This window comes from Pseudomonas sp. 9.2(2024) (assembly GCF_039695385.1).
Taxonomy (GTDB): domain Bacteria; phylum Pseudomonadota; class Gammaproteobacteria; order Pseudomonadales; family Pseudomonadaceae; genus Aquipseudomonas; species Aquipseudomonas paraglycinae.
This window is the reverse complement of the sequence record NZ_CP155585.1, coordinates 3,810,559-3,834,612: the sequence shown is the minus strand read 5'-3', so window position 1 is coordinate 3,834,612 and position 24,054 is coordinate 3,810,559. Positions and strand designations below refer to the sequence as shown.

General features: G+C 61.4%; 23 protein-coding genes. 8 read left to right on the top strand and 15 right to left on the bottom strand.

From position 1 onward, the window contains the following. The first annotated feature begins 237 nt into the window (after positions 1 to 237). Complete coding sequence (locus tag ABFB52_RS17040; RefSeq protein WP_129973427.1) at positions 238 to 1,644, top strand: cytosine permease; 1,407 nt, start codon at positions 238 to 240, stop codon at positions 1,642 to 1,644. A 252-nt stretch (positions 1,645 to 1,896) separates the two neighbouring features. Then, positions 1,897 to 2,997, top strand: coding sequence for a polyamine ABC transporter substrate-binding protein (locus ABFB52_RS17035; RefSeq protein ID WP_085746218.1), 1,101 nt, complete (start codon positions 1,897 to 1,899; stop codon positions 2,995 to 2,997). Positions 2,998 to 3,038: 41 nt separating this feature from the next. On the opposite strand, the gene ABFB52_RS17030 is transcribed toward ABFB52_RS17035, so the two are convergent. After that, on the bottom strand, positions 3,039 to 4,016 hold the full coding sequence (locus ABFB52_RS17030; RefSeq protein WP_129973426.1) for a TerC family protein: 978 nt from the start codon (positions 4,014 to 4,016) through the stop codon (positions 3,039 to 3,041). 205 nt (positions 4,017 to 4,221) lie between these two features. Between ABFB52_RS17030 and ABFB52_RS17025 the strand changes: the two genes are divergently transcribed. Further along, complete coding sequence (locus tag ABFB52_RS17025) at positions 4,222 to 5,157, top strand: Dyp-type peroxidase (RefSeq protein ID WP_129973456.1); 936 nt, start codon at positions 4,222 to 4,224, stop codon at positions 5,155 to 5,157. A 37-nt stretch (positions 5,158 to 5,194) separates the two neighbouring features. On the opposite strand, the gene ABFB52_RS17020 is transcribed toward ABFB52_RS17025, so the two are convergent. Continuing rightward, the gene (locus ABFB52_RS17020) at positions 5,195 to 6,907 is read right to left on the bottom strand and encodes an amidase (RefSeq protein WP_129973425.1); all 1,713 of its coding nucleotides are present in this window, start codon (positions 6,905 to 6,907) and stop codon (positions 5,195 to 5,197) included. A 138-nt stretch (positions 6,908 to 7,045) separates the two neighbouring features. Beyond that, positions 7,046 to 7,834: a helix-turn-helix transcriptional regulator gene (locus tag ABFB52_RS17015; protein WP_102688310.1), complete on the bottom strand. Its 789-nt coding sequence runs from the start codon at positions 7,832 to 7,834 to the stop codon at positions 7,046 to 7,048. Between the two features lie 84 nt (positions 7,835 to 7,918). Here ABFB52_RS17015 and ABFB52_RS17010 point away from each other — a divergent pair, with 84 nt between their 5' ends. Beyond that, positions 7,919 to 8,917 (top strand): bile acid:sodium symporter family protein, encoded by a 999-nt coding sequence (locus ABFB52_RS17010; protein ID WP_085603035.1) that lies wholly within the window; start codon positions 7,919 to 7,921, stop codon positions 8,915 to 8,917. A gap of 3 nt (positions 8,918 to 8,920) precedes the next feature. Here the strand turns inward: ABFB52_RS17010 and ABFB52_RS17005 are convergent, their stop codons facing one another. Beyond that, complete coding sequence (locus ABFB52_RS17005) at positions 8,921 to 9,841, bottom strand: LysR family transcriptional regulator (RefSeq protein WP_102718127.1); 921 nt, start codon at positions 9,839 to 9,841, stop codon at positions 8,921 to 8,923. Positions 9,842 to 9,971: 130 nt separating this feature from the next. Here ABFB52_RS17005 and ABFB52_RS17000 point away from each other — a divergent pair, with 130 nt between their 5' ends. Further along, positions 9,972 to 10,247, top strand: coding sequence for a DUF2798 domain-containing protein (locus ABFB52_RS17000; protein ID WP_102718128.1), 276 nt, complete (start codon positions 9,972 to 9,974; stop codon positions 10,245 to 10,247). Between the two features lie 12 nt (positions 10,248 to 10,259). Here ABFB52_RS17000 and ABFB52_RS16995 read toward each other — a convergent pair whose 3' ends face one another. After that, entirely contained in the window at positions 10,260 to 10,865 is a 606-nt protein-coding gene (locus ABFB52_RS16995) for a response regulator transcription factor (RefSeq protein ID WP_102688313.1), read from the bottom strand. Positions 10,866 to 10,978: 113 nt separating this feature from the next. On the opposite strand from ABFB52_RS16995, the gene ABFB52_RS16990 reads away from it, so the two are divergent. After that, positions 10,979 to 12,616, top strand: a complete 1,638-nt coding sequence (locus ABFB52_RS16990; RefSeq protein ID WP_129973424.1) for a hybrid sensor histidine kinase/response regulator — start codon at positions 10,979 to 10,981, stop codon at positions 12,614 to 12,616. Here the strand turns inward: ABFB52_RS16990 and yecR are convergent. From yecR to ABFB52_RS16960, 6 genes are all read right to left on the bottom strand, one after another. Further along, complete coding sequence (gene yecR, locus ABFB52_RS16985; RefSeq protein WP_007950440.1) at positions 12,588 to 12,896, bottom strand: YecR family lipoprotein; 309 nt, start codon at positions 12,894 to 12,896, stop codon at positions 12,588 to 12,590. The genes ABFB52_RS16990 and yecR overlap by 29 nt on opposite strands. A 60-nt stretch (positions 12,897 to 12,956) precedes the next feature. Next, positions 12,957 to 13,271: a hypothetical protein gene (locus tag ABFB52_RS16980; protein WP_039766904.1), complete on the bottom strand. Its 315-nt coding sequence runs from the start codon at positions 13,269 to 13,271 to the stop codon at positions 12,957 to 12,959. A 503-nt stretch (positions 13,272 to 13,774) separates the two neighbouring features. Continuing rightward, positions 13,775 to 14,029 (bottom strand): hypothetical protein, encoded by a 255-nt coding sequence (locus ABFB52_RS16975; RefSeq protein ID WP_165369549.1) that lies wholly within the window; start codon positions 14,027 to 14,029, stop codon positions 13,775 to 13,777. Positions 14,030 to 14,725: 696 nt separating this feature from the next. After that, on the bottom strand, positions 14,726 to 15,904 hold the full coding sequence (locus ABFB52_RS16970) for a PLP-dependent aspartate aminotransferase family protein (RefSeq protein ID WP_102718130.1): 1,179 nt from the start codon (positions 15,902 to 15,904) through the stop codon (positions 14,726 to 14,728). After that, entirely contained in the window at positions 15,901 to 17,277 is a 1,377-nt protein-coding gene (locus ABFB52_RS16965; protein ID WP_007957391.1) for a pyridoxal-phosphate dependent enzyme, read from the bottom strand. Before ABFB52_RS16965 ends, ABFB52_RS16970 begins: the two co-directional genes overlap by 4 nt. 259 nt (positions 17,278 to 17,536) lie before the next feature. Next, positions 17,537 to 18,472 (bottom strand): Ppx/GppA family phosphatase, encoded by a 936-nt coding sequence (locus ABFB52_RS16960; protein ID WP_129973423.1) that lies wholly within the window; start codon positions 18,470 to 18,472, stop codon positions 17,537 to 17,539. 295 nt (positions 18,473 to 18,767) lie between these two features. Between ABFB52_RS16960 and ABFB52_RS16955 the strand changes: the two genes are divergently transcribed. Both ABFB52_RS16955 and map read left to right on the top strand, forming a co-directional pair. Next, the gene (locus ABFB52_RS16955) at positions 18,768 to 19,028 is read left to right on the top strand and encodes a ParD-like family protein (RefSeq protein ID WP_102688315.1); all 261 of its coding nucleotides are present in this window, start codon (positions 18,768 to 18,770) and stop codon (positions 19,026 to 19,028) included. Continuing rightward, positions 19,025 to 19,816, top strand: coding sequence for a type I methionyl aminopeptidase (gene map, locus ABFB52_RS16950; protein WP_129973422.1), 792 nt, complete (start codon positions 19,025 to 19,027; stop codon positions 19,814 to 19,816). The genes ABFB52_RS16955 and map overlap by 4 nt, the downstream gene beginning before the upstream one ends. Positions 19,817 to 20,078: 262 nt before the next feature. Here map and ABFB52_RS16945 read toward each other — a convergent pair whose 3' ends face one another. From ABFB52_RS16945 to ABFB52_RS16930, 4 genes are read right to left on the bottom strand one after another with little or no spacing between them, the layout of a single operon-like run. Next, positions 20,079 to 21,233: an ABC transporter ATP-binding protein gene (locus ABFB52_RS16945; RefSeq protein ID WP_129974263.1), complete on the bottom strand. Its 1,155-nt coding sequence runs from the start codon at positions 21,231 to 21,233 to the stop codon at positions 20,079 to 20,081. 17 nt (positions 21,234 to 21,250) lie between these two features. Beyond that, complete coding sequence (locus ABFB52_RS16940; RefSeq protein WP_007957396.1) at positions 21,251 to 22,060, bottom strand: ABC transporter permease; 810 nt, start codon at positions 22,058 to 22,060, stop codon at positions 21,251 to 21,253. Between the two features lie 6 nt (positions 22,061 to 22,066). Further along, entirely contained in the window at positions 22,067 to 23,011 is a 945-nt protein-coding gene (locus ABFB52_RS16935) for an ABC transporter permease (RefSeq protein WP_007957398.1), read from the bottom strand. Continuing rightward, on the bottom strand, positions 23,008 to 24,033 hold the full coding sequence (locus ABFB52_RS16930; RefSeq protein WP_129974262.1) for an ABC transporter substrate-binding protein: 1,026 nt from the start codon (positions 24,031 to 24,033) through the stop codon (positions 23,008 to 23,010). The genes ABFB52_RS16935 and ABFB52_RS16930 overlap by 4 nt, the downstream gene beginning before the upstream one ends. Positions 24,034 to 24,054: the final 21 nt, after the last annotated feature.

The following is a 24,054-nucleotide window of genomic DNA, read 5'->3' as shown; positions in this document are numbered from 1 at the left end:
TGGTGAAACGATAAACGTGGTTCATCCGTCGAAAACTCAGCATTTACGGGGCTTTTCTCTAGCCGTGAACGCTGGCTATCAGGGAGGATGCCGGATCAGATGCCGTCGTAAACAGCGGATCAGTCTTGTGAAAATGTTGGAATACCATAATATGGTCTGCATCTGAGGGGCGACCACAAAGCACCCCCGGTTTGGCTTCATACAACGATAAGAACAGACCCAATCGAGTTCATTTTTATGTCCCAGATGTCCCGGCAAGATCCGTTGATCGAGAATCACACGGTCGACTACGTCCCACTCGCGGAACGCCACGGGAAGGCCCGCGACCTTTTCACCCTATGGTTCAGCACCAACATTGCGCCACTGCCAATCGTCACCGGCGCCATGGTGGTTCAGGTGTTTCATCTCGACCTGTTCTGGGGGCTGCTGGCGATTGCGCTGGGGCACATGATCGGCGGGGTGGTGATCGCCCTGGCGTCGGCGCAAGGCCCGCGCATGGGCATTCCGCAGATGGTCCAGAGTCGGGGTCAGTTCGGGCGTTACGGCGCGCTGTTGATCGTGTTCTTCGCGGCGATCATCTATATCGGCTTCTTCATTTCCAACATCGTGCTGGCCGGCAAGTCCATCGTCGGCATCGCGCCGTCGGTGCCGGCGCCGTTGAGCATTCTGATCGGCGCCCTCAGCGCCACGACCATCGGCGTGATGGGCTACAACTTCATTCACACGCTCAACCGCATCGGCACCTGGGTGATGGGCAGCGCGCTGCTCGCCGGTTTCATCTACATCTTTGCCCATGAGTTGCCGGCGGACTTCTTTACCCGTGGCAGCTTCAATCTTTCGGGATGGCTGGCGACGGTATCGCTGGGGATCATCTGGCAGATCAGCTTTTCGCCGTACGTCTCCGACTACTCCCGCTACCTGCCGGCGGACATCGGGATCAGCAAGCCATTTATCGCGACTTATCTGGGCGCCACACTGGGCACGATTCTGTCGTTCACCTTCGGCGCGGTGGCGGTACTGGCGACGCCGGAAGGCACTGAGGCGATGGCGGCGGTCAAGCAGTCCACCGGTTGGCTGGGGCCGATTCTGATGGTGCTGTTCCTGCTCAACATCATCAGCCACAACGCGCTGAATCTGTATGGCGCGGTACTGTCGATCATCACCTCGATCCAGACCTTCGCCAGCCAGTGGACGCCGAGCATCAAGGTGCGGGTGATCCTGTCGAGCGTGGTGCTGGCGGGATGCTGCGTTGTAGCGCTGGGCGCGTCGGCGGATTTCATTTCCGAATTCATCGGATTAATTCTGGCGTTGCTGCTGGTGCTGGTGCCGTGGGCGTCGATCAACCTGATCGACTTCTACCTGATCAAGCGCGGCAGCTATGACATCGCCTCGATCTTCCGCGCCGACGGTGGCATTTATGGGCGCTTCAACCTGCACGCGATCATTGCCTACTTCATCGGCATTATCGTGCAGCTGCCATTCGCCAACACGTCGCTGTACGTCGGGCCGTACGCCAATCTGGTGGAAGGCGCGGACCTGTCGTGGCTGGTCGGCCTGATCGTGACATGCCCGCTGTATTACTGCCTGGCGACCCGTGGACAGACCCAGCAGAGCAGGGCGGCGCGGTTGGGTTTTACCGACTGATCCTTCGCAGGCTGCTCAAACAATGCCCGGCACTTCGTCGGGCATTGTTGTTTCCGCATCCCGGCGGTCATGCAAATTGGCCGTTTCGATCCCCTTTTGGCCAACGGGCTACTGTGCCGCGTCTACGCTGTCAGGAAGAATCGAAGCCACAACAAAATGCTGCACCTTCCTTGCCCTTGGCTGATTTGCTAGCCGCTGCCGTGTACAGAACATAAAAACCATCGACTCACGCTGCATTCGGGGAAACACAACATGGTCACGATGAAACGCATTCTGGGCGCTACTGTTTTCGGGCTGACGCTGCTGGCCAGCGCCGTACAGGCCGAACAGCGCGAACTGCGGGTGTACAACTGGGCGGATTACATCCTGCCGTCGGTGCCCAAGGATTTCGCCTCCAAAAGCAACATCAAAGTGACCTGGGACACCTTCGACACCAACGAATCCCTCGAAGCCAAGCTGCTGACCGGCAACTCCGGCTATGACCTGGTGGTGCCGTCGAACCAGTTCCTCGATACCCAGATCAAGGCCGGCGTGTTCCAGAAACTCGACAAGTCCAAGTTGCCGAACTGGAGTCACCAGGACCCGGCGCTGCTCAAGCTGCTCGACGCCAACGACCCCGGCAACCAGTACGGCGTGCCCTACATGGTCGGCACGGTGCTGATCGGTTTCAACCCGGCCAAGGTCAAGGCGGCGCTCGGCGAGAATGCGCCGGTGGACAGTTGGGACCTGGTGTTCAAACCGGAGAACATGGAAAAGCTGAAATCCTGCGGCGTGGCAATGCTCGATTCGCCGTCGGAAATCCTGCCGCTGGCCCTGCACTACCTGGGCCTGGACCCGAACAGCCAGAACCCGGCCGACTATGAGAAAGCCAAGGACCTGATGCTCAAGGTTCGCCCTTACGTCACCTACTTCAACTCGGCCAAATACATGACCGACATCGCCAACGGCGACATCTGCGTGGCCATCGGCTACTCCGGCAGCTTCTACCAGTTCGGCAATCGGGCCAAAGAGGCGGGCAACGGCGTGGTGGTCGACTGGCGCTTGCCGAAGGAGGGCGCGCCGATCTGGTTCGACACCTTCGCCATTCCGAAGAGCGCGAAGAACGTCGAAGAGGCCCACGAGTTCCTCAATACGCTACTGGATCCGAAGGTCATCGCGTCGATCAGCGATTTCCTCGGCTACCCGAATGCCAACAAGGATTCGCTGCCGCTGATCAACAAGGAAATCACCGGCAACCCCAACCTGACGCCGACCAGCGAAGCACTGAAGAAACTTTACGTGGTGCAGCCGTTGCCGCAGAAACTGGAGCGGGTGCGGACCCGGGTGTGGACCAGTATCAAGTCGGATAAATAAGCTCAAAGCCGAGGGAGCGAATCCGTTCGCTCCCTCGGCCGTTATTTCGCCTGACTTTCTTCGGGCGACTTGTCCTTCGTCAGGATCAGACTCAGCACCACCGACGCCAGAATCAGCCCGCCGACGATCGCCAGCGACCACTCCACCGGCATGTGAAACCACGGCATCACCGTCATCTTCCCGCCGATGAACACCAGCACCAGCGCCAGTCCGTACTTGAGCAGATGAAAGCGGTCGGCCATGTCCGCCAGCAAAAAGTACAGCGCCCGCAGGCCCATGATCGCGAAAATGTTCGAGGTGAAAATGATGAACGGATCGGTGGTCACCGCGAAGATCGCCGGGATGCTGTCAACCGCGAACATCAGGTCGCTGGCCTCGATCAGCACCAGCACCAGAAACATCGGCGTGGCCCAGCGCACACCGTTCTGCAGCACGAAAAAGCGCTCGCCGTGAAAGCCGTTGGTGATCCGCAGATGCCCGCGCACCCAGCGCAGGAGCGGGTTGTTATCGAGGTCCGGTTGCTGCTCGGCGAACACCAGCATCTTGATCCCGGTGATGATCAGGAACACGCCGAACACATACAGCAGCCAGGTGAACTGCGACACCAGCCATACGCCGGCAAAGATCATCCCCGCGCGCATCACGATTGCCCCGAGCACGCCGTACAGCAGCACCCGGCGCTGCAACTCAGGCGGCACGGCGAAGTAGCTGAAGATCATCACGAAGACGAACATGTTGTCGATCGACAGCGACTGCTCGATCAAATAACCGGTGAGGAATTCCAGGGTCTTGACCTTGGCGATTTCGGGACCGAATTCGCCGTTGAGATACCACCAGAGCAATCCGGCGAAGGCCATCGCCAGCATGCACCAGGCGATCACCCAGGATGAAGCTTCACGTACCGAGACCCGATGCGCCTTGCGCCCACCGAAGACGAACAGGTCGACGGCCAGCATGGCGAGGACAAAAACGATGAAGGCGACCCACATCCAGGGTTCGCCGATGTTGATGGGGTGCATGCCGTTCTCCCTGTCTTTATGTTTTTCGGGGTAGACGGGGCCATGCTAGTAGGAGCTTTCCGACAAAGAAAAATCGTTTATTTCGTGGGTATTGTTCGTTAAAAGCGAAGTGTCGAGTGGCGCGGCAGGCTCGGGTAATACTTCATTCGATACTTCTTTGCTAACCTCGCTGTCGAGTCAGTCCACCAATCCGGGAGCTACGATCATCGACACGCCAGATCCTCAAGCCGTCTGCAGCCCGATCACCAGCGCTGCCATATTCATCGTGGCGACCCTCAACGCCGAGGCCGAGGCCGCCGAAAAAGTCCGTGGCTGGTGCGCCGATATCGCCGGCCTGACGCGCTCGGTGAGCAAGCGCGTTCCTTCGGGCAACCTGTCCTGCGTCTGTGGTTTTTCGTCCAGCGCCTGGGATCGCCTGTTCGGCAGTCCGCGCCCGGCGTCCTTGCATGACTTTCGCGAGTTCGGTGTGGAAGGGCGCCGCGCTGTTTCCACTCCTGGCGATCTGTTGCTGCACATTCGTGCCGATCAGATGGACCTGTGTTTCGAACTGGCGACGCAGTTGATGTCGGCGCTGGATGGCGCCGTGACGGTGACCGACGAGGTGCAGGGTTTCCGCTATTTCGACATGCGCAGCATCATCGGTTTTGTCGACGGCACGGAGAACCCGGTCGGCCGCAAAGCCGAGCATTTCACTCTCGTGGGCGATGAAGATCAGGCGTTCAGTGGCGGGAGTTACGTGCTGGTGCAGAAGTACCTGCACAACATGAAAGCGTGGAACGAATTGTCGGTCGAAGCGCAGGAACGGGTGATCGGTCGCACCAAACTGTCCGATATCGAGCTGGACGATTCGGTCAAGCCGAGCAACTCCCACAGTGCGCTGACCACCATCACCAAGGACGGCGAAGAGGTGAAGATCCTGCGCGACAACATGCCGTTCGGCCGGCCCGGCGCGGGGGAGTTCGGCACTTATTTCATTGGCTACGCGCGTTCGCCGGAGCCTTTGGAGCAGATGCTGGAGAACATGTTTGTCGGCAAACCGCCGGGCAACTACGACCGGTTGCTGGACTTCAGCACGGCGGTCACCGGCAGTCTGTTCTTTGTGCCTTCGGCGGATTTACTGGAAGAGTTGGCAGAGCGATAAAAAAACGGCGGGATCAATTGATCCCGCCGTTTTGCATTTACTTGCCTGCCGCCAGCGCTGGCGTGCGTGGCGGTACCAGACGCCTGGAACCGGTCGCCTCAAACGCCGCTGCCAGACGCAGCAACGTCGAGTCGTCATAGGCGCGACCGGCAAACGTCAATCCCACCGGCATGCCGATGTCGGCCATCACGCCCATCGGCACGGTGACGGTCGGCACGCCGAGGTGGCGGATTGCGAGGTTGCCGTTGGCGACCCAGATGCCGTTGCTCCAGGCGATGTCCGCCGAGGCCGGGTTGACGTCGGCGTCCGCCGGGCCGACGTCGGCGTTGGTCGGGAACAGCACGGCGTCGAGGCCGAGGCGATCCATCCAGTCTTCGAGGTCGAGCTTGCGAGTCTTCTCCAGGCCGCGCAGGCCGTCCGGCAGGGTCGGGATCTGATCCCACGGCGTGATGCCGCGCTGGGCCATGCGCACGTATTCGTCCATGCCGGCAGCGAGGTCGCCTTCACGGTTGGGCAGGGTGCCCGGGTCGTGCGGGAAGATTTTCGGCCCGTCGACGTCTGCCAGACGGTTGAGTTTCGGGTCGCCGTTGGCGCGCAGGAAATCATCGAAGGCCCAGGCCGACAGGTCCCACAGTTCGTGGTGCATGAACTCTTTGGAGACGATGCCGCGATTGAACACGGTCGGCGCACCCGGACGATCGCCTTCGCAGTTGGAGACCAGCGGGAAATCCACTTCGATCACTTCGGCGCCGGCGGCTTCGAGGGCCTGACGCGCCTGTTTCCACAAATCGATCACCGAAGCGCGGGTGTTGATGCGTTGCCCGGTCGGGCCGCCGATGCCCGGTTCTTCGCTGGTGCCGGCTTCAGGGTCGGCGTTGATGTACATGCGCGGCACGCCCAGGCGTTTGCCGGCCAGTGCATCGCTCTTCACTGCCAATTCCAGATAGGAAGCAGGACGCACCGAAGCGACGCTCGGGATCGGAACCCAGGGTTGCAGGCGCCACAGGTCGCCACGGGTGTCGGTGTCTTCGGCGACGACTACGTCGAGCACTTCCAGCAGGTCGGCCATGGTACGGGCGTAGGGCACCACCACGTCCATGGTCGGCGTCAGCGGCCAGTTGCCGCGCACCGAGATCACCCCGCGCGACGGCGTGTAGGCGCACAGGCCGTTGTTCGACGCCGGGCCGCGACCGCTCGACCAGGTTTCTTCTGCCAGACCGAAGGCCGAGAAACTGGCAGCGGTCGCGGTACCGGCGCCGTTCGACGAGCCGGAAGCAAACGGCGCGGTCAGGTAGTCAGCGTTGTACGGGCTTTCGGCGCGGCCATAGACGCCACGCTGCATCCCGCCATTGGCCATCGGCGGCATGTTGGTCTTGCCCAGGCAGATCGCACCGCCCGCACGCAGGCGCTCAATGGTGAACGCGTCGCGCTGGGCAACGAGATCGGCGAAGGCCGGGCTGCCGGACGCGGCGGTCAGGCCTTTGACCAGATAGCTGTCCTTGGCGGTGTAAGGGATGCCGTCCAGCGGGCCGAGGGTTTCGCCCTTGGCGCGACGGGCATCGGAAGCTTGCGCTTCTTTCAGCGCTTCAGGGTTGCGCACGATCACTGCGTTCAGGGCAGTGGCGGTGTCCGGGCCGTCAAAGGCGTCGATGCGCGCCAGGTAGGCCTGGACCAGTTCAACTGCCGTGGTCTGGCCGGATTCGAGCGCCGCGCGCAATTGGGCAATGGAAACTTCAGTGACTTCGATCATGCTGTTACCGCCGACAGGTTCGCTAAAGGGTGGTTGATCATTGTTATCGTCGAAAGATGTCAAAGATTCTTGATGGGCGAAACTCTACCCTGAAATTTGATCAATGGCATGCATAAAGTCGATAAATATCGGTTAATTTCATCGGAAAAACTCTCCCGGTGTTTCACCGAACTGTTGGCGAAACGCCGCGATAAACGCCGAGGTCGAGTCATAACCACAGGCCAAAGCCACGTCGGTGACGCGTTCGCCGCGTTCCAGCGGTGTCAGCGCACCCAACAGACGCAGGCGCTGGCGCCAGGTGCGGAAGGTCAAACCGGTGTCGCGCAGGAACAGCCGAGTCAGCGTTTTCTCGGTTACGCCGAATTTTTCGCTCCAGTGCGCCAGGGTGGTCTGCTGTTCCGGATGTTGCTCCAGGCTCTGATAGATCTGGCGCAAGCGACTGTCCTGCGGCAGTGGCAGCATCAGATCGATGGGCGGCGCCTCGGCCAGTTGATCGAGGATCACCTGAGCCAGGCGCCCGTGCGGGCCGCTCTGGTCATATTCGACAGGTATCTGACTGAAGGCCCGGATCAGCTCACGCAAAAGATCACTGACGCCGAGCACGTGACAACGCTCCGGTGCCCAACTGGCGACGCTGCAATCGATGTACAGGCTGCGCATTTCCGTGTGCGGCGAACTGAATACCCGATGCGGCATGCCCGCCGGAATCCACACCGCACGCTCCGGCGGCGCAACGAAACGACCGACGGCGGTCTGTACTTCAAGCACGCCCTGGATCGCGTAGGACAACTGCACCCACGGATGACTGTGGCGGCGGGTCAACGCGCGATTGGGCAGAGATTCGGTGCGTCCGTAGAGCGGGCGCGGCAGGCTGGGCAGCCCGGGAATGCTGCGTCTGACGCTTTTGTCGTGTCCTTTTGGCGGCATCTGTGGTTTCTTCGGCGTTAGTCGGTAATTTCCAGTCACGTTAGAGTCGCTGCCACGTACTGGCAACCCCCGGATGAACAAACCATGACGCGCCCACGATTTTTGCCCGACAACTTCACCCTGACCCTGATCGGTGTGGTGCTGCTGGCCAGCTTCCTGCCCGCCAGCGGTCAGGTCGCGACCGGTTTCGGCTGGCTGACCAACATCGCCATCGCGCTGCTGTTTTTCCTGCACGGTGCCAAGCTGTCTCGCGAATCGATCATCGCTGGCGCCGGCCACTGGCGCCTGCATTTGCTGGTGTTCGGCCTGACTTTTGTCCTGTTCCCGCTACTGGGGCTTGCGCTCAAACCGCTGTTGTCGCCGCTGATCGGTGATCAGCTGTACATGGGCATGCTGTACCTGTGTGCGCTGCCGGCCACGGTGCAATCGGCGATTGCTTTCACCTCGCTGGCGCGGGGCAACATTCCGGCGGCGATCTGCAGCGCGGCGGCGTCCAGCCTGTTCGGGATTTTCCTCACGCCGCTGCTGGTGACGCTGCTGCTGAACGTCCACGGCGACGGCGGCTCGACCCTCGACGCGATCGTGAAAATCAGTGTGCAACTGCTGCTGCCGTTCATTGCCGGTCAGATCGCCCGTCGCTGGATCGGCGCCTGGGTCGGTCGCAACAAGAACTGGCTGAAGTTCGTCGATCAGGGCTCGATTCTGCTGGTGGTCTACGGTGCGTTCAGCGAAGCGGTGAACGAGGGCATCTGGCACCAGATTCCGGTGATCGAACTGCTGGGGCTGGTCGTGGCGTGCTGCGTCCTGCTGGCGCTTGTGCTGCTGGCGTCCACAGTGCTGGGCAAACTGTTCGGTTTCAATCTGGAAGACCGCATCACCATTCTGTTCTGCGGCTCGAAAAAGAGCCTGGCCACCGGTGTGCCGATGGCGCAGGTGTTGTTCGCCGGCAGCACGATTGGCGTGCTGATTCTGCCGCTGATGCTGTTCCATCAGATTCAACTGATGGTCTGCGCAGTGCTGGCGCAGCGCTATGCGAAACGCCAGGAATCGGTGCCTGAACTGATGGCGCAGGTTGATCCTTGATCCTCATCGAGCGGGCCAGCGGGTATGCAGGAACTCCTGCAAAAATTCGGTGAAGGCCTTGACCTTGGAAGTCATGGCGGCGCGCTCCTGCACACAGGCATAGATCTCGAGCGGCGCGGCGCTGGCAAAGGTCGAGCCGCCCGGTTCGAATAAAGAGACCAGTTGACCACTCTCCAGATAGGGCGCGGCAACGAATTCCGCCAGTCGGGTGATCCCGGCACCATGAGCAGCCATTTGCGCCAGGGCGTCGATATCGTCGCTGATGGCGGTCGCATTGATCCCAGCCTCAAAGCGCTGACCCTGCTCAACGAACCACCAGCGCAGTAACCGTCCGTCCAGCGGATAGCGAAACGCCAGGCAGGCGTGTTGCTGAAGATCCGCCGGAGTCGACGGGCGACCGGCCTTTTGCAGATAGTCAGGGCTGGCGCAAATCACGAACGGTACCGTCGCAACCTTGCGCGCGATGATGCCGTCTTCCAGTTGCGGCTCAATGCGCAGACTCAAGTCGATACCTTCGTGGAGGTGATTGATTTTGCGGTCGGACGTCGAGAGCTCAAGCGTCAACTGCGGGTAGCGTTCGGCGAAACCGGCAATGACCGGGGCCAATACATGGCGCCCGAACCCGGCGGTGGAGGCGATACTCAAGTGTCCCTGGAGTTGCGTCTGCGCGTGGCTGATGGCGCTCTGCGCGGACTCCAGATCGAGCGCGATACGTTTTACTTTCTCGAAATACACCGAACCGCTCTCCGTCAACGCCATGCTGCGGGTGGTGCGTTGCAGCAGGCGTGTGTCGAGGTGATTCTCAAGACGACCAAGGGTCTGACTGACGGCGGCGGCACTCACCCCGAGGGTTTTGGCGGCCCCGACAATCGATCCCGCCTCAACGACTTTGATAAAACAATCGATTGCACCCAAGAGGTTCATGCGTGGATCCTGGCAAAGACAAATTCATAAGATTTTGTTTATAAAGTGCTCACGGCAATCAGTCTAGTTACGGGTTGGCAGACTTGTTAGGGTGCTCGGCGCCTATCCACTTCGGTCAACAAGGACTGACATGAATCAGAGACTCTCTCCAAGAAACACAGTATTCAGCCCGCGCAAGCTGTCGGCCCGTGCCATGCCGTACATATTCGCGTTGTACATGGCGATCATCATGGCGTTTCTGATGTCGCTGGTAATCACCGCCTCCAATTTCGGAATTGATGCCGATTACCTTAGCAATACGCTGCACGCCTACAAACTGGCGATGCCCGTGGCGTTTCTGTGCATTCTCGTGGTCCGGCCGATTGTGGTGAAACTGGTAGCACTGACCGTCCACCCGCAAGGCTGAACTGGAGGCAGGCTACAAGGCCCCGGAGTATTTCACCGCCGCCGCTGCCCGCGACGGCACGTTGAGCACCCGCAACAACGACGACACATGAATCCGCACCGTGAACGGCGAAATATCCAGTTCACGGGCGATTTCCTTGTTGGTCTTGCCTTGGGCGATCAGCCGCAGCACCTCTTGCTGACGCGGGGTGAGGGCGGTACCGGTGTCCAGCGGCAGCAGGCCGGACGGGGCGAATTTCACCAGTACCTCACCTTCACGAATCGCCCGGATCGCCTGACCCATCTCATCGGGTGCGATGTTCTTGCCGATAAAACCATCGATGCCGGCGGCCATGACGTCGCCGATCAGCGCTTCGTCATCGACCATCGACACCACGATCAGGGTGGTTCGCGGCAAACGCCGGCGCAGTTCCGCGAGCTGGCTGACACACGTCAGGCCGGGAAAACGCAGGTCGAGGATCAAGGTGTCGGGCTCATCACCGGCCGGCAGCAGGGCGAGCACGGCGTCGAGGTCGCCGGCCTCTTCGATCAGGGCTTCGGGCAGCAGACGCTGGACGGTGCGCAGCAACGCTTCGCGAAACAACGGGTGATCGTCGGCTATGATGATTCGGCACGCCATGGCGCAACCCTCCCTGGGTCTGCATTGCTCATGGCATGCACCTTAGCATCGGGCGAAGGCATTGCCTGTTGATTCGTGCGTTTATGACGACTGCTGCACAAGGACGTTCCCCCATGAAGTTCGAAAAGAACACCGAGCTTGACCAGGCCAATCTGCGCATCATCATCGCCAGCATCGCGCTGGTTTACATGGCCGTGCTCGGTTTCCTGCCGGGCCAGCGCTTCGATACCTATCTGCCGGTGGTCACTTACATTTCCCTGTTTTTGCTGGCCTCCGTCGTGCTGCGCCAGGCCATCGTGCGCTGGCCGGGACATTATCCGGCGCGGCGGATTTTCGGCATGCTTCACGATTACACCGGCACCAGTTTCGGGCTGGTGGTCGGCGGCGAGGCGGCGTTGCCCATTTATGCCGTCATGGTCTGGGTCAATCTCGGTAACGGCATGCGCTACGGCTCGCGCTACCTGGCGATCGCCACGGTGCTGGCATTGCTGGCGCTGCTGGCGGTCTATCGGTTGACGCCGTACTGGCAGGCGCAACCGTTCATGGTGTTGATGCTGATGATCACCAGCACGGTGATTCCGGTGTATGCGCACCTGCTGCTGGAACGCACGCGCAAGGCGTCCGAAGAGGCGGTCGCCGCCAACCTTGAAAAATCACGGTTCCTGGCTCAGGCCAGTCATGACCTGCGTCAGCCGATCCATTCCATCGGACTGTTTACCGCGTGTCTGCGCGAGTCGCGACTGGGCGAAGAGGAGCGGCGGCTGGTGGACAGCATCGACCGGTCGCTGCTCAACGTGTCGCAGCTGTTTCGTTCGATTCTTGATCTCTACACCCTCGACAACGGGCGGATTCTGCCCCGCTCGCAGACGCTTGAGCTGGGTGAATGGCTGGCGGATCTGATCCGCCAGAACGCCGAAGCAGCACGCTGGGCGGGTGTCGAACTGCGCTTGCGGCCTTGCGAACACTGGGTGCGCACCGATCCGGCGTTGCTCGCGACGATGGTGCAGAACGTGCTCTCCAACTGCTTCAAATACGGTGCGCACCGGCCGGTGCTGATCGGTGTGCGCAAGCGCGGCGCAGGGTTGGCCATCGCGATCTATGACCGCGGTAACGGCATCGCCGAAGAGCATTTGCCCAAGGTGTTCGAGGAGTTTTATCGGGTTCGCCAGTTGCGCGACAAGGACGTCGAAGGCGTGGGTCTGGGGCTGTCGATTGTCCGGCGTCTGGGGCAGTTGATCGGTGTTGATGTCGCGATCCGCTCACGGCTGGGGCATGGCACGGCGGTGACCTTGCATGGACTGCCGCTGGCGCCGCCGCAGGTGCCGGTCAATCGTGAAGAGGTTCGGCAAATCGGTTTGCTGACGGGGTTGAAGGTGTGTCTGGTGGAAGATGATCGCAACGTTCTGCTGGCGACTTCGGCGTTGCTCGAGCGCTGGGGCTGCGTTGTGCAGGCTGAGCTGAGCGGGCAGGGCCTGGTCACGGACTGCGACATCATCGTTGCCGACTATGACCTCGGCTCCCACAGCACCGGTATCGAGTGCATCGACGAGGTTCGCCGTCAGCGCGGTTATGCGGTCCCGGCCATGATCATCACCGGGCATGACATCGAAAAAATCCAGGCGGCCCTGCATGACCGACAGATCGCCATTCTGTCCAAGCCGGTACGCCCGGCCGAGCTGCGCGCGACCCTGCGTGCGCTGCGCGACCGGCAGACCGAAGCGGTCAGCGCTTACACAGATAGTCCTGCGTGATGGTGGTTTGCAGGCAGTTGTACTGGCCCATGGTGCGGCAGATGTTTTTCTCCGAGCCCGATACTTCGGCGCTCTTGTAGCCCCAGACCTTGCAACGGCCTTCAGCCGTGGCCAACCCTTGAGCGGCGGAGGTTTGCCCGCTCTCGAACTGGCCCAGTTCATAGGAGACCTGGACAACGCCGTCGGTCTTGCTGCCGCCGGTGGCTTCCCATTGTTTTGGGGTGGCGCAGCCGGTCAGAACGACGGCCGCGAGGCTGAGGGTGGCGATGAGTGTTTTCATGATCGAGCGCAATCCTTTACCGGATGAGAAGAGGCATTTGAACGGTTTTTCTGCACCGGATTATTGGTACGGAATCGGCGACGCGCCTTTGGGCAGGCAAGACAGCGGAGGCGTCATGATGCCCATGCTGGCCACCGCGATGATCGCGCCGCTGGGCAACTCGCAGTTGTATTCGCCGGCGGCGGTGTAGGCGGTGTAGTAGGTCAGGGTGCTGTCATTGCGGATGTTGCCGATCTTGGTGACGGGTTGGCCGATAACAGTCTGGGCGCGTTCGCGCATGCTGTCTTCGGTGGGTTTGGCGGTCTGGCAACCGCTGGCGCCGAGGAGCAGGGCACCGAGAACCGTGATCTTGGCGAGGCTGAGCTGCAGTTTCATGGTGTTTCTTCCTTGGTGTTGTTGTTTTTCCAGGCACAACGATCCCGCGCACTGCACAGCGGCAATGCTGGGAAGCGTCGGGGGTTGCGAGGGAATATAACGCCAGGGATCGGGGTGGTCGATTAGCACAAATGTGCTAGTACGGCGCAACCAGCGGTGGGCTGGTTGCGCCGATAGCGGTTATTGAGGACTGTTGAACTGGTCCGAATAGCTGCCGCTCATGAGGGCGGAAGCCACCTGGTCGGAGCCGACGCCTGCGCGGGAATAGGCGAGCCGGTTGGCACCGACTTTGTCTGCGCCATCGGCGGCGAGGGCGCCGGCGCCGACGTGGTCGGAGCCGTCAGAAGCTACTGCGCCGGCGCCGACATGGTCGGAACCGTCAGAGGCGACCGCTCCAGCGCCAACATGATCGGAACCGTCAGAGGCAACGGCCCCAGCACCTACGTGATCGGCGCCGTCAGAGGCGACTGCACCTGCACCAACGTGATCGGCGCCGTCAGAAGCTACAGCTCCAGCGCCAACGCGATCCGCGCCATCAGAGGCGACAGCGCCTGCACCGACATGATCGGAACCGTCAGAAGCAACGGCCCCTGCGCCGACATGGTCTGAGCCGTCAGAGGCAACTGCTCCGGCGCCGACGTGATCCGCGCCATCAGAGGCGACAGCGCCTGCGCCGACATGATCGGAGCCGTCTGAAGCAACGGCGCCAGCACCGACATGATCTGCGCCATCAGATGCGACTGCACCAGCGCCAACATGATCGGCACCATCAGAAGCAACCGCCCCCGCACCCACATGATCCGCCCCATCCGACGCCAATGCCTGCGCCTGCGCTGCCCAGACATTGGGCATTGCCACCGTTGCCGCAACTGCCAGGACGAGGCCCGGCCAAAGCGTGTGCTTCATGATTTTCTCCACGCCCCATCAGCCAAACAGCAACCGAGCGTTACCCGTCATTCGTTCATTGACGGAAGGCTCGTCGGCCCGGGGTCAACCAGATTGGTGAATGGCACGGGGGCACCGGAAGGTGCACGGGTGTCGACGGTTTACAGGAAATCTGGACAGCGAACTGAAAAGTATAGTTCGCCCTCGGCGGAAGGCAGGCTGAAGGGTCGTGAAGGCGATAGTCGGTTCGCTTCCTTGAAGGCCTGCGCTAGAAAACAATCAGTCTAAAAACCGCGTAGCGCAATGTAGCGTGTTTGCTAGGCTCAAGGATGTAGGCGAAGACGCAGACTGATGCGCAAGCGGATAGCGAGGAAGCGTTGGGCGCGTTCCGAAGGGTACACGGTTAGAAAGAACCCCGCGCTGGGTTCCAGCCCTTATGCCGTGTGAAGCAGCAGAGCACATTGCCTGTACTGTGGGAGTCCTGAGAAACCTCGTAAGCCAGAGACCAGCACTGGCCGCCTACTCAAACACCAAAGCCCGCCTTGTGCGGGCTTTGACGTTTTCGGGCGTTAGATACTGGCCAGCGCTTGCGCCAGATCCGCACGCAGGTCTTCGATGTCCTCGACGCCCACCGACAGACGCACCAGGCTGTCACCGATGCCGAGCTTGGCACGGGTTTCGGCCGGGATGGTCGCGTGGGTCATGATCGCCGGGTGTTCGATCAGGCTTTCCACACCGCCAAGGCTTTCGGCCAGGGCGAAGATCTGCACGTTCTCCAGAAAGCGCCGGGCGCCCGCCAGATCACTGTTCAGATCCAGGGAAATCATCCCGCCGAAACCACGCATCTGACGCTTGGCCAGTTCGTGCTGCGGGTGCGATTCCAGACCCGGGTAGTAGACGCGTTTGACCTGCGGCTGCTGCTCCAGCCAGCGCGCCAGCTCCAGCGCGTTGCTGCAATGACGCTCCATACGCAACGCCAAAGTCTTCACGCCGCGCAGGGTGAGGAACGCGTCGAACGGGCCGGAGATGGCGCCGACGGCGTTCTGCAGGAAGCCCAGACGCTCGGCCAGCGCAGGATTGTCACCGACCACCGCGATCCCGCCGATCACGTCGGAGTGACCGTTCAGGTATTTGGTGGTCGAGTGCAGCACGATGTCGAAACCCAGTTCCAGCGGCCGCTGGATCCACGGGCTGGCGAAGGTGTTGTCGGCCACGCAGAGGATCCCGCGCGCCTTGCAGATGCGCGCGATGGCGGCGAGGTCGGACAGACCCAGCAGCGGGTTGGTCGGGCTCTCCACAATCACCATGCGCGTGTCGTCCTGTAACGACGCTTCGAACGCCGACAGATCCGCCAGATCGACGAAGCTGAAACGATGCCCGGCACTGCGCTGGCGCACCTTGTCGAACAGGCGGAACGTGCCGCCGTACAGGTCATTGCCGGAAATGATGTGCGAGCCGGCGTCGAGCAGTTCGAGCACGGTGGAAATCGTCGCCAGCCCGGACGCGAAAGCGAACGCCTGGGTGCCGCCCTCCAGATCCGCCACGCAGCGCTCCAGGGCAAAACGCGTCGGGTTGTGCGAGCGGCCGTAGTCAAACCCCTTGTGCACGCCGGGGCTGTCTTGCAGGTACGTCGAGTTGGCGTAGATCGGCGGCATCAGCGCGCCGGTGGTCGGGTCCGGCGTTTGCCCGGCGTGGATCACGCGGGTGGCGAAGCCCTGTTGACGGGCGTTCTTGTCGTGCTGGCTCATGCCAGGGATCTCCGTAATTGATTGAGCATGTCGACGCGGGTGATCAGGCCGTGGAAGCCTGAAGCGTCGGCGATGATGGCCACCAGGCCGCTGCTGAGCACGGCTTCCAGTTCAGCCAGCGTGGCGCCGGGGGCGAGGGTTTGCAACTTGTCGGTCATCGCGCTGGACACGGGTTTGCTGAAGAGCGAGGCGTCTTCGTGCACGCGCACCAGAATGTCCGACTCGTCGATCACGCCGACCAGTTGCTTGCCATCCACCAGCACCGGCAGTTGCGAAACATCTGCCAGGCGCATGCGCTGGAAGGCGGTCATCAGCGTATCGTCCGGTCCGACGCTGACGACTTTGCCGTCTTCGAAACGTCGGGCAATCAGGTCGCGCAGGTCGCCGTAGCGTTTGCGCTGCAGCAGGCCCTGATCGGTCATCCACTGGTCGTTGTAGACCTTCGACAGGTAACGGGTGCCGGTGTCGCAGACGAAGCTGACCACGCGTTTCGGCTCGGTCTGTTCGCGGCAATAACGCAGCGCGGCGGCCAGCAGGGTGCCGGTGGACGAGCCACCCAGAATGCCCTCGGCTTTCAGCAACTGACGGGCGTGATCGAAGCTCTCTTCGTCGCTGATCGAGTAGGCGCTGCGCACGCTCGACAGGTCGGTGATCGACGGAATGAAGTCTTCGCCGATGCCTTCCACCGCCCAGGATCCGGCGGTGCCCAAGTGCTTGCTGCGGCTGTATTCAGCCATCACCGAACCGACCGGGTCGGCCAGGACCATTTCAAGGTCCGGTTGCACGCGTTTGAAGAAACGGGTCAGGCCGGTCAGCGTGCCGGCCGAGCCGACGCCGACCACGATCGCGTCCAGGTCATGCTCGGTCTGGGCCCAGATTTCCGGCCCGGTGCTGCACTCGTGGGCCAGCGGGTTGGCCGGGTTGTTGAACTGGTCGGCGAAGAACGCGCCGGGAATGTCCTTGGCCAGACGCGCGGCGACATCCTGGTAGTACTCGGGATGACCCTTGCCGACATCGGAGCGGGTGATGTGCACTTCGGCGCCCATGGCCTTGAGGTGCAGGACTTTTTCGGTGGACATTTTGTCCGGCACCACCAGCACGACGCGGTAGCCCTTGGCGCGGCCGACCAGGGCCAGGCCCAGACCGGTGTTGCCGGCGGTGGCCTCGACGATCGTACCGCCCGGTTGCAGGCGACCATCGCGTTCAGCGGCGTCGATCATGGCCAGACCGATGCGGTCCTTGATCGAACCGCCGGGGTTCTGTGATTCGAGTTTGAGAAACAGGGTGCAGGGACCGGTATCGAAGCGGGTGACTTGTACCAGCGGCGTATTGCCGATCAGCCCAAGTACGGCAGGGCGTGAATCCTTTGACATCTCTTCACCTCTTTGTGGTGTTGATCGCGTTCCATTCGCGGGGAAAAAGCTCGCGTGCAACATAGGCTCAGACATGAGCTGTCGCAACCTTTAAACGGCCGGAAATACAGCCATTTCGATCTAACGATAGAACGAAATCGGAGAGGGGAAGGAAGTGATTTGCAGGGGTTTATACGCAGGCGTCATCGAGTATTGAAAGGGCGTCTTCGGCGTCACGAAGCGCTTGATCCGGCAGTGAAAATCCTGCAACGAAAATCGCTCAGTGGTTGCTCATCAGACCGTGCAGCACACCCAGCCTCAGACCGGGTTCGGACGGCACCATTTGCGAGATCCCGAACACTTTGAACGCTGCCAGCATGACCACCAGACCGCCGGGCAGAATGCTCTGGCGGTGGGGTTGCAGGCCGGCCAGTTTCAGCTGTTGAACATTGCTGACTTCCAGCAGGCGCAACGACAACCGCAACAGGCCGCCGTAGGTGATGCCGCTCTCGCCATGATCGTTCAGGCGATTGGCCTTGAGCACTTTGGCGAGCATCCGTGCGGTGCCCGAAGAGCCGATCGTCTGCTGCCAGCCCTGGGCGCGATAACGGCGGGCGACTTTTTCGAATTGCAGGATGGCCACCCGTTCGGCTTCTTGCAGGGCGCCGGCGGAAATTTCACCGTTGCGAAAGTAGCGCGCGCTCAAGGTGCCGCTGCCGATGGCAATGCTTTCGGTCAGCAGCGGCTGCGAGCCCTGGCCGAGAATCAGCTCGGTGGAGCCGCCGCCAATGTCGACCACCAGACGCATGTCATCGGCGACCGGCAGGGTATGGGCCACACCGGCGTAGACCAGACGCGCTTCTTCATGCCCGGAAATCACATCGATGCGAAACCCCAGATGCCGTTCCGCGCTGGCCAGAAACAGCTGCGCATTGTCCGCCTCGCGCACCGCGCTGGTGGCCACCGCACGCACACGACCGGGCTCGAAACCGCGTAGCTTCTTGCCGAACCGCGCCAGCGCCTGCCAGCCGCGATCCAGCGCCATTTCGTCGAGTGCCCGGCCGTCGAAACCTTCGGCCAGTCGCACCGGTTCGCGCAAGGTTTTGACCTCCTGAATCATGAAGCCCTTTCTGCTGCGCACCGACTGGCCAATCATCATGCGAAAGGCATTGGAACCGAGGTCGATGGCGGCAAACAGCGAGGTGTCTTCTTTCATGGGGATCCTTGCAAATCATCCGTCGGGAGGCGCGGGACGGTTTGCGAGGATTCTGCCGTGGGTTCGATGACAACCTGATGACGCGGGCGGGGCGGCTCAGTGAATTCATCGCTGTCATGACACTGTCATTATCGGCTGTCCATACTTTGCCCCAATACATCGCGTGCTTTTCATGATTCGGCTGCCTTCCGGGCAGCTTTTTTTTGCCCGGAATTTACCGGGCGCGCAAAATTTGCAATCCCGGACGATGCACGATTAATATACGATCCATATACACTTCGTATCGGATATTGCCATGGGCATCGTAAAGATTTCAGAGGACATGCACGAGAATCTGCGCATCTCCAGCAACGCACTCAGCCGCTCGATCAACGCGCAGGCCGAACACTGGATGCGCATCGGCATGCTCGCCGAGCTGTATCCCGACCTTGATCACCACGCCATTTGCCGGTTGCTGATTCGCGCCGAGCAGTCGGGCGGTCTGGATCTGCAGCAAGTCTGCGCACTGGCGGATGCTGCGCAGAACACCTCGGGCAAAGAGGCGATCAAGGCATGAGAAACCCGATCAAGATCAACACCCAGGCCGAAATCGCCCAGTCCCGCGAGGCCGGCAGACTGGCCGCCGAGGTGCTGGCGATGCTGGTGCCGCACGTCAAGGCTGGCGTCACCACCGATCAGCTCGATCAGTTGTGCAACGACTACATCGTCAATGTGCAGAAGGCGATTCCGGCCAACGTCGGTTATCACGGCTTCCCGAAAACTGTTTGCGCGTCGGTCAACGAAGTGGTCTGCCACGGCATTCCTTCGAAGCGTGTGCTGAAGGACGGCGATATCGTCAACCTCGACATCGCGGTGATCAAGGACGGCTGGTTCGGCGACACCAGCCGCATGTACGTGGTCGGCGAGCCGACGCCCGAGGCGCGGCACCTGATCAAGACCACTTACGACGCGATGTGCGCCGGTATCCGCGTCGTTCGGCCGGGCGCCACGTTAGGTGACATCGGGCATGCGATCCAGACGTTGGCGGAGAAGGAAGGTTTCAGCGTGGTGCGCGAGTATTGCGGGCACGGGATCGGCAAGGTCTATCACGATGAACCGCAGGTGCTGCATTACGGTTATCCGGAGCAGGGCTTGAAGCTGAAGGCGGGGATGATTTTCACCATCGAGCCGATGCTCAATGCTGGCAAGCGGCATGTGAAGAGCCTGGCGGATGGCTGGACGGTGGTGACCAAGGATCAGTCGTTGTCGGCGCAGTGGGAGCACATGATTGCGGTCACTGACGACGGGTTTGAGGTGTTGACGGCGTGGCCTGACGAAATTGATGGGTTTGCGCCGATCAACTGATACCGAGTCGCCTGCTGGCCCTCACCCCAGCCCTCCCGAAACGTCGGACCGCCCGGAGGGAGAGGGAGCCGATTGGGGAATATTGGAGAATTACGCCGACCTGAAAACTCCGCAGTGAATCCATAATCGCCGCCGACCAGAATGCTGTGCCAAATCCACAATCGACTCGGTTTTTCAGGTCGATGTACAGCGCAAGACACCTCGGTCGGCTCCCTCTCCCTCCGGGAGAGGGCTGGGGTGAGGGCGGGCAGGCGACTCGGTGTTAATGAGCCCCCGCCGCTTTGTTCAAATCGCTCTCAGCCCACTCGGTATAGACGCAAGCATCCGCCGTCGCCCAACGCACTCGAACCGGATCTCCAGCCTTCAGCGGCATCCCCGCCGCTGACAACGCCTTCACCGTCATCGAAGTCCCGCCCGAAGTCACCACACTGCAAGTCTGACTCTCACCCAGAAACAACACCTCGACCACCTTCGCCGAAACCTCGTTCCAGCCCGCCGCCAACGGCTCACTCGCCGCCTGCTGCACACTCAACGCCAACGCCTTCTCCGGACGCACCATCAGCAAAACATCCTGCCCGGTCTGCAATCCAGCGGTCAGGCGAATCGACAGCGCCTGCCCCTCAAAATTCGCCGCCGCATTACCCTGCGCCTTGAGCTTGAGAAAGTTCGAGTTACCCAGAAACGACGCCACAAACGCATTTGGCGGATTCTGATAAAGGTCATAACCGCTGCCGAGCCCGACAATCTTGCCGTGACTGAAAATCGCGATGCGCTGGGACAGGCGCATGGCTTCTTCCTGGTCGTGAGTCACGTAGACGATGGTGATGCCGAGGCGGCGGTGCAGCTGGCGCAATTCATCCTGCAAGTCTTCACGCAGTTTCTTGTCCAGCGCGCCGAGCGGTTCGTCCATCAGCAGAATGCGCGGTTCGTAAACCAGCGCCCGGGCGATGGCGACCCGTTGCTGCTGGCCGCCAGACAGTTGCGAAGGGCGGCGATGGGCAAATTGTTCGAGCTGCACCAGTTTCAGCATCGCATCGACGCGTTTGTCACGCTCGGCTGCAGCGAGTTTGCGGATCGCCAGCGGGAACGCGATGTTGTCGCGTACCGACAGATGCGGGAACAGCGAATAACGCTGGAACACCATGCCGATGTCGCGCTTGTGCGGCGGCACGTTCACCAGCGACTGGCCGTTGACCAGGATCTCGCCGCTGCTCGGGGTTTCGAAGCCGGCGAGCATCGACAACGTGGTGCTTTTGCCCGAGCCGCTGGAGCCGAGAAAGGTGAGGAATTCACCGTCCTTGATGTCCAGCGAAATGTTGTCCACGGCCGCAAAATCGCCGTAGTGCTTGTTCAGGTTGCGCAGGCTGACCAGGGGTCTGTCGTTCTGCTGGGATGCGTCTTTGATCACGGCACTCATGTCGTACTCCTGGGCGCTCAGGCGCTGATTTCGTTGCGCCGGCGCAGGGCGGCGGCGATCACCATGACCAATACCGACAGGCCGATCAGCAGCGTCGAGGCGACGGCGATCACGGGCGTCAGGTCCTGGCGCAGGGTGGTCCACATTTTCACGGGAAGGGTTTGCAGGGTCGGGCTGGCCATCATCACGCTGAGCACCACTTCGTCCCACGAAACCAGGAAGGCGAAGAGGGCGCCGGCCACCATCCCCGGGCGGATCGCCGGAAAGGTCACCTTGAACACCGCTTGCAGGCGTGACGCACCGCAGATCACCGCCGCGTCTTCAATCGACTGATCGAACAGCTTCAGCGAGTTGATGATCGAGATAATGGTGAACGGCAGCGCGACGATCACATGGCTGACGACGAAGGCGAACATCGTCCCGGTGTAGCCGAGCTTGAGGAACAGCGCGTACACCGCCACCGCGATGATCACCAGCGGCACGATCATCGGCAGGGTGAACAGACCGTAGAGCATTTCCCGGCCGGGGAAGCGTCCGCGCACCAGCGCAAAGGCCGTCGGCAAACCGAGGGCGACGGCGCAGATCGTGGTCAGCACCGCGACCTTGAGGCTGGCCAGCGCTGCGCTCATCCAGTCGGCATTGGAGAAGAACTGCACGTACCATTTCAGCGTCCAGCCCGGTGGCGGGAACACCAGCCACTGGGACGAACCGAACGACAGCAGGACGATGAACACGATCGGCAACAGCAGGAACAGGCCGATCAGCCCGGTGGTGAAATACAGGCCGAAGCGCATCCGGCGACTCATGGCATTGGGCGTCAGGAGCATGTCGGCTTACCTCGCGTTACTGGCGCCAACCGGGGATTCCGGTTGCAGCTTCAGGTAGACGTAGAACAGCACCAGGGTGATGACGATCAGCAACGCGGCGCCGGCGCTGGCCAGGCCCCAATTGAGGAACGACTGCACCTGCTGAATGATGAATTCCGGCAGCATCATGTTCTGCGCCCCGCCCAGCAGCGCCGGGGTGACGTAGTAACCGAGCGACATCACGAACACCATCAGCCCGCCGGACGCCAGACCCGGCCGGCACAGCGGCAGGAACACCCGGAAGAAGTTGGTCCACGGGCTCGCGCCACAGATCGAGCCGGCCTGCAGGATCATCGGGTCGATGGCCTGCATGGTCGCCTGCAACGGCAGCACGATGAACGGGATCATGATGTAGCTCATGCCTATCACCACGCCGGTCAGGTTGTGCACCATTTCCAACGGCTGATCGATGATGCCCATCGCCATCAAGGCTTTATTGATGACGCCCGAAGCCTGCAACAGCACCAGCCAGGAATAGGTGCGGGCGAGGAGGCTGGTCCACATCGACAACAGCACAATGTTGAGGATCCAGCGGCCCCAGCCCCGTGGCACCAGGGTGATTGCCCAGGCCAGCGGGAAGCCCAGCAGCAGGCTGAACACCGTCACCAGTCCCGCCACCGAAAAGGTGTTGAACAGCACCCGGGCGTAGGCCGAGTTAGCGAACAGTTGCTCATAGTTGCCGAGGCCCGGCACCGGTTCCAGCACGCCGCGCAGCAACAAGCCAATCAGCGGGGCGAGAAAGAACAGACCGAGGAACAACAGCGCCGGCGCGAGATTGCCGGCGCCGCGCCAGCGTTGCTTGAGGGACGGGGCTTGCGCCATTGCACTCGCCTTGCCTGACGCCGGGCCGGCAGCGCTTGCGGCGCTCCCGGTGGCAGTGGAGGGACGGGACGCGGTGGCCGCCATTTTCATTTGACCAGCCATTCGTTCCACCGTGTCGCGATGGCCGGACCGTTCTTGGCCCAGTACGCGAAATCAAGAGTGATCTGATCCTTAGCGTAGGCAGTCGGCAGGTTCGGGGCCAGCGTCGAGTCCAGACGCGCCACGCTGTCGACGTTGACCGGGGCGTAGGCGGTCAGGTTGGAGAAGTCCGCCTGGCCTTTGGCACTGCTGGCGCTGGCCAGGAACTTCATCGCCGCGTCCTTGTTTTTCGCGCCCTTTGGCACGACCAGAATGTCGGCCATGACCAGGTTCTGTTTCCAGCTCACGCCGACCGGTGCGCCGTCTTCCTGCAGGGCGTGGATCCGGCCGTTCCAGAACTGGCCCATGCTCGCTTCACCGGAGGCCAGCAGTTGCTGCGACTGCGCGCCGCCGCCCCACCAGACGATGTCTTTCTTGATGGTGTCGAGTTTCTTGAAAGCGCGATCAAGATCCAGCGGGTAGAGCTTGTCGGCCGGCACGCCATCGGCGAGCAGGGCCAGTTCAAGCACGCCGGGGCTTGGCCATTTATAGAGGGCGCGTTTGCCGGGGAAGGTCTTGGTGTCGAACAGCGCGCTCCAGTCCTGCGGCTTGTTGGCGCCGAGCTTGCCCTCGTTGTAGCCGAGGACGAAGGAGAAGAAGAACGAGCCGACGCCGTAGTCGCTGACGAAACGCGGGTCGATCTTGTCGCGCTGGATCTGTTTGAAATCGAGGGGTTCGAGCAGACCTTCGGCGGCGGCGCGCAGGGCGAAGTCGGCTTCGACGTCGACCACGTCCCATTGCACGTTGCCGCTCTCGACCATGGCCTTGAGTTTGCCGTAGTCGGTCGGGCCGTCCTGCACGACGGTGATGCCGCTGGCCTTGCTGAACGGATCGGCCCAGGCCTGTTTCTGCGCATCCTGGGTGCTACCGCCCCAGCTGACAAAGTTCACACTCTCGGCGGCCATCGCGGCCTGACCGGTCACGCTCAGCAGTCCCGCAAAAAAGATCGCGGTTGCAGCTTTGTTCAACACCATTTTTACGCCCTCATTGTTGTG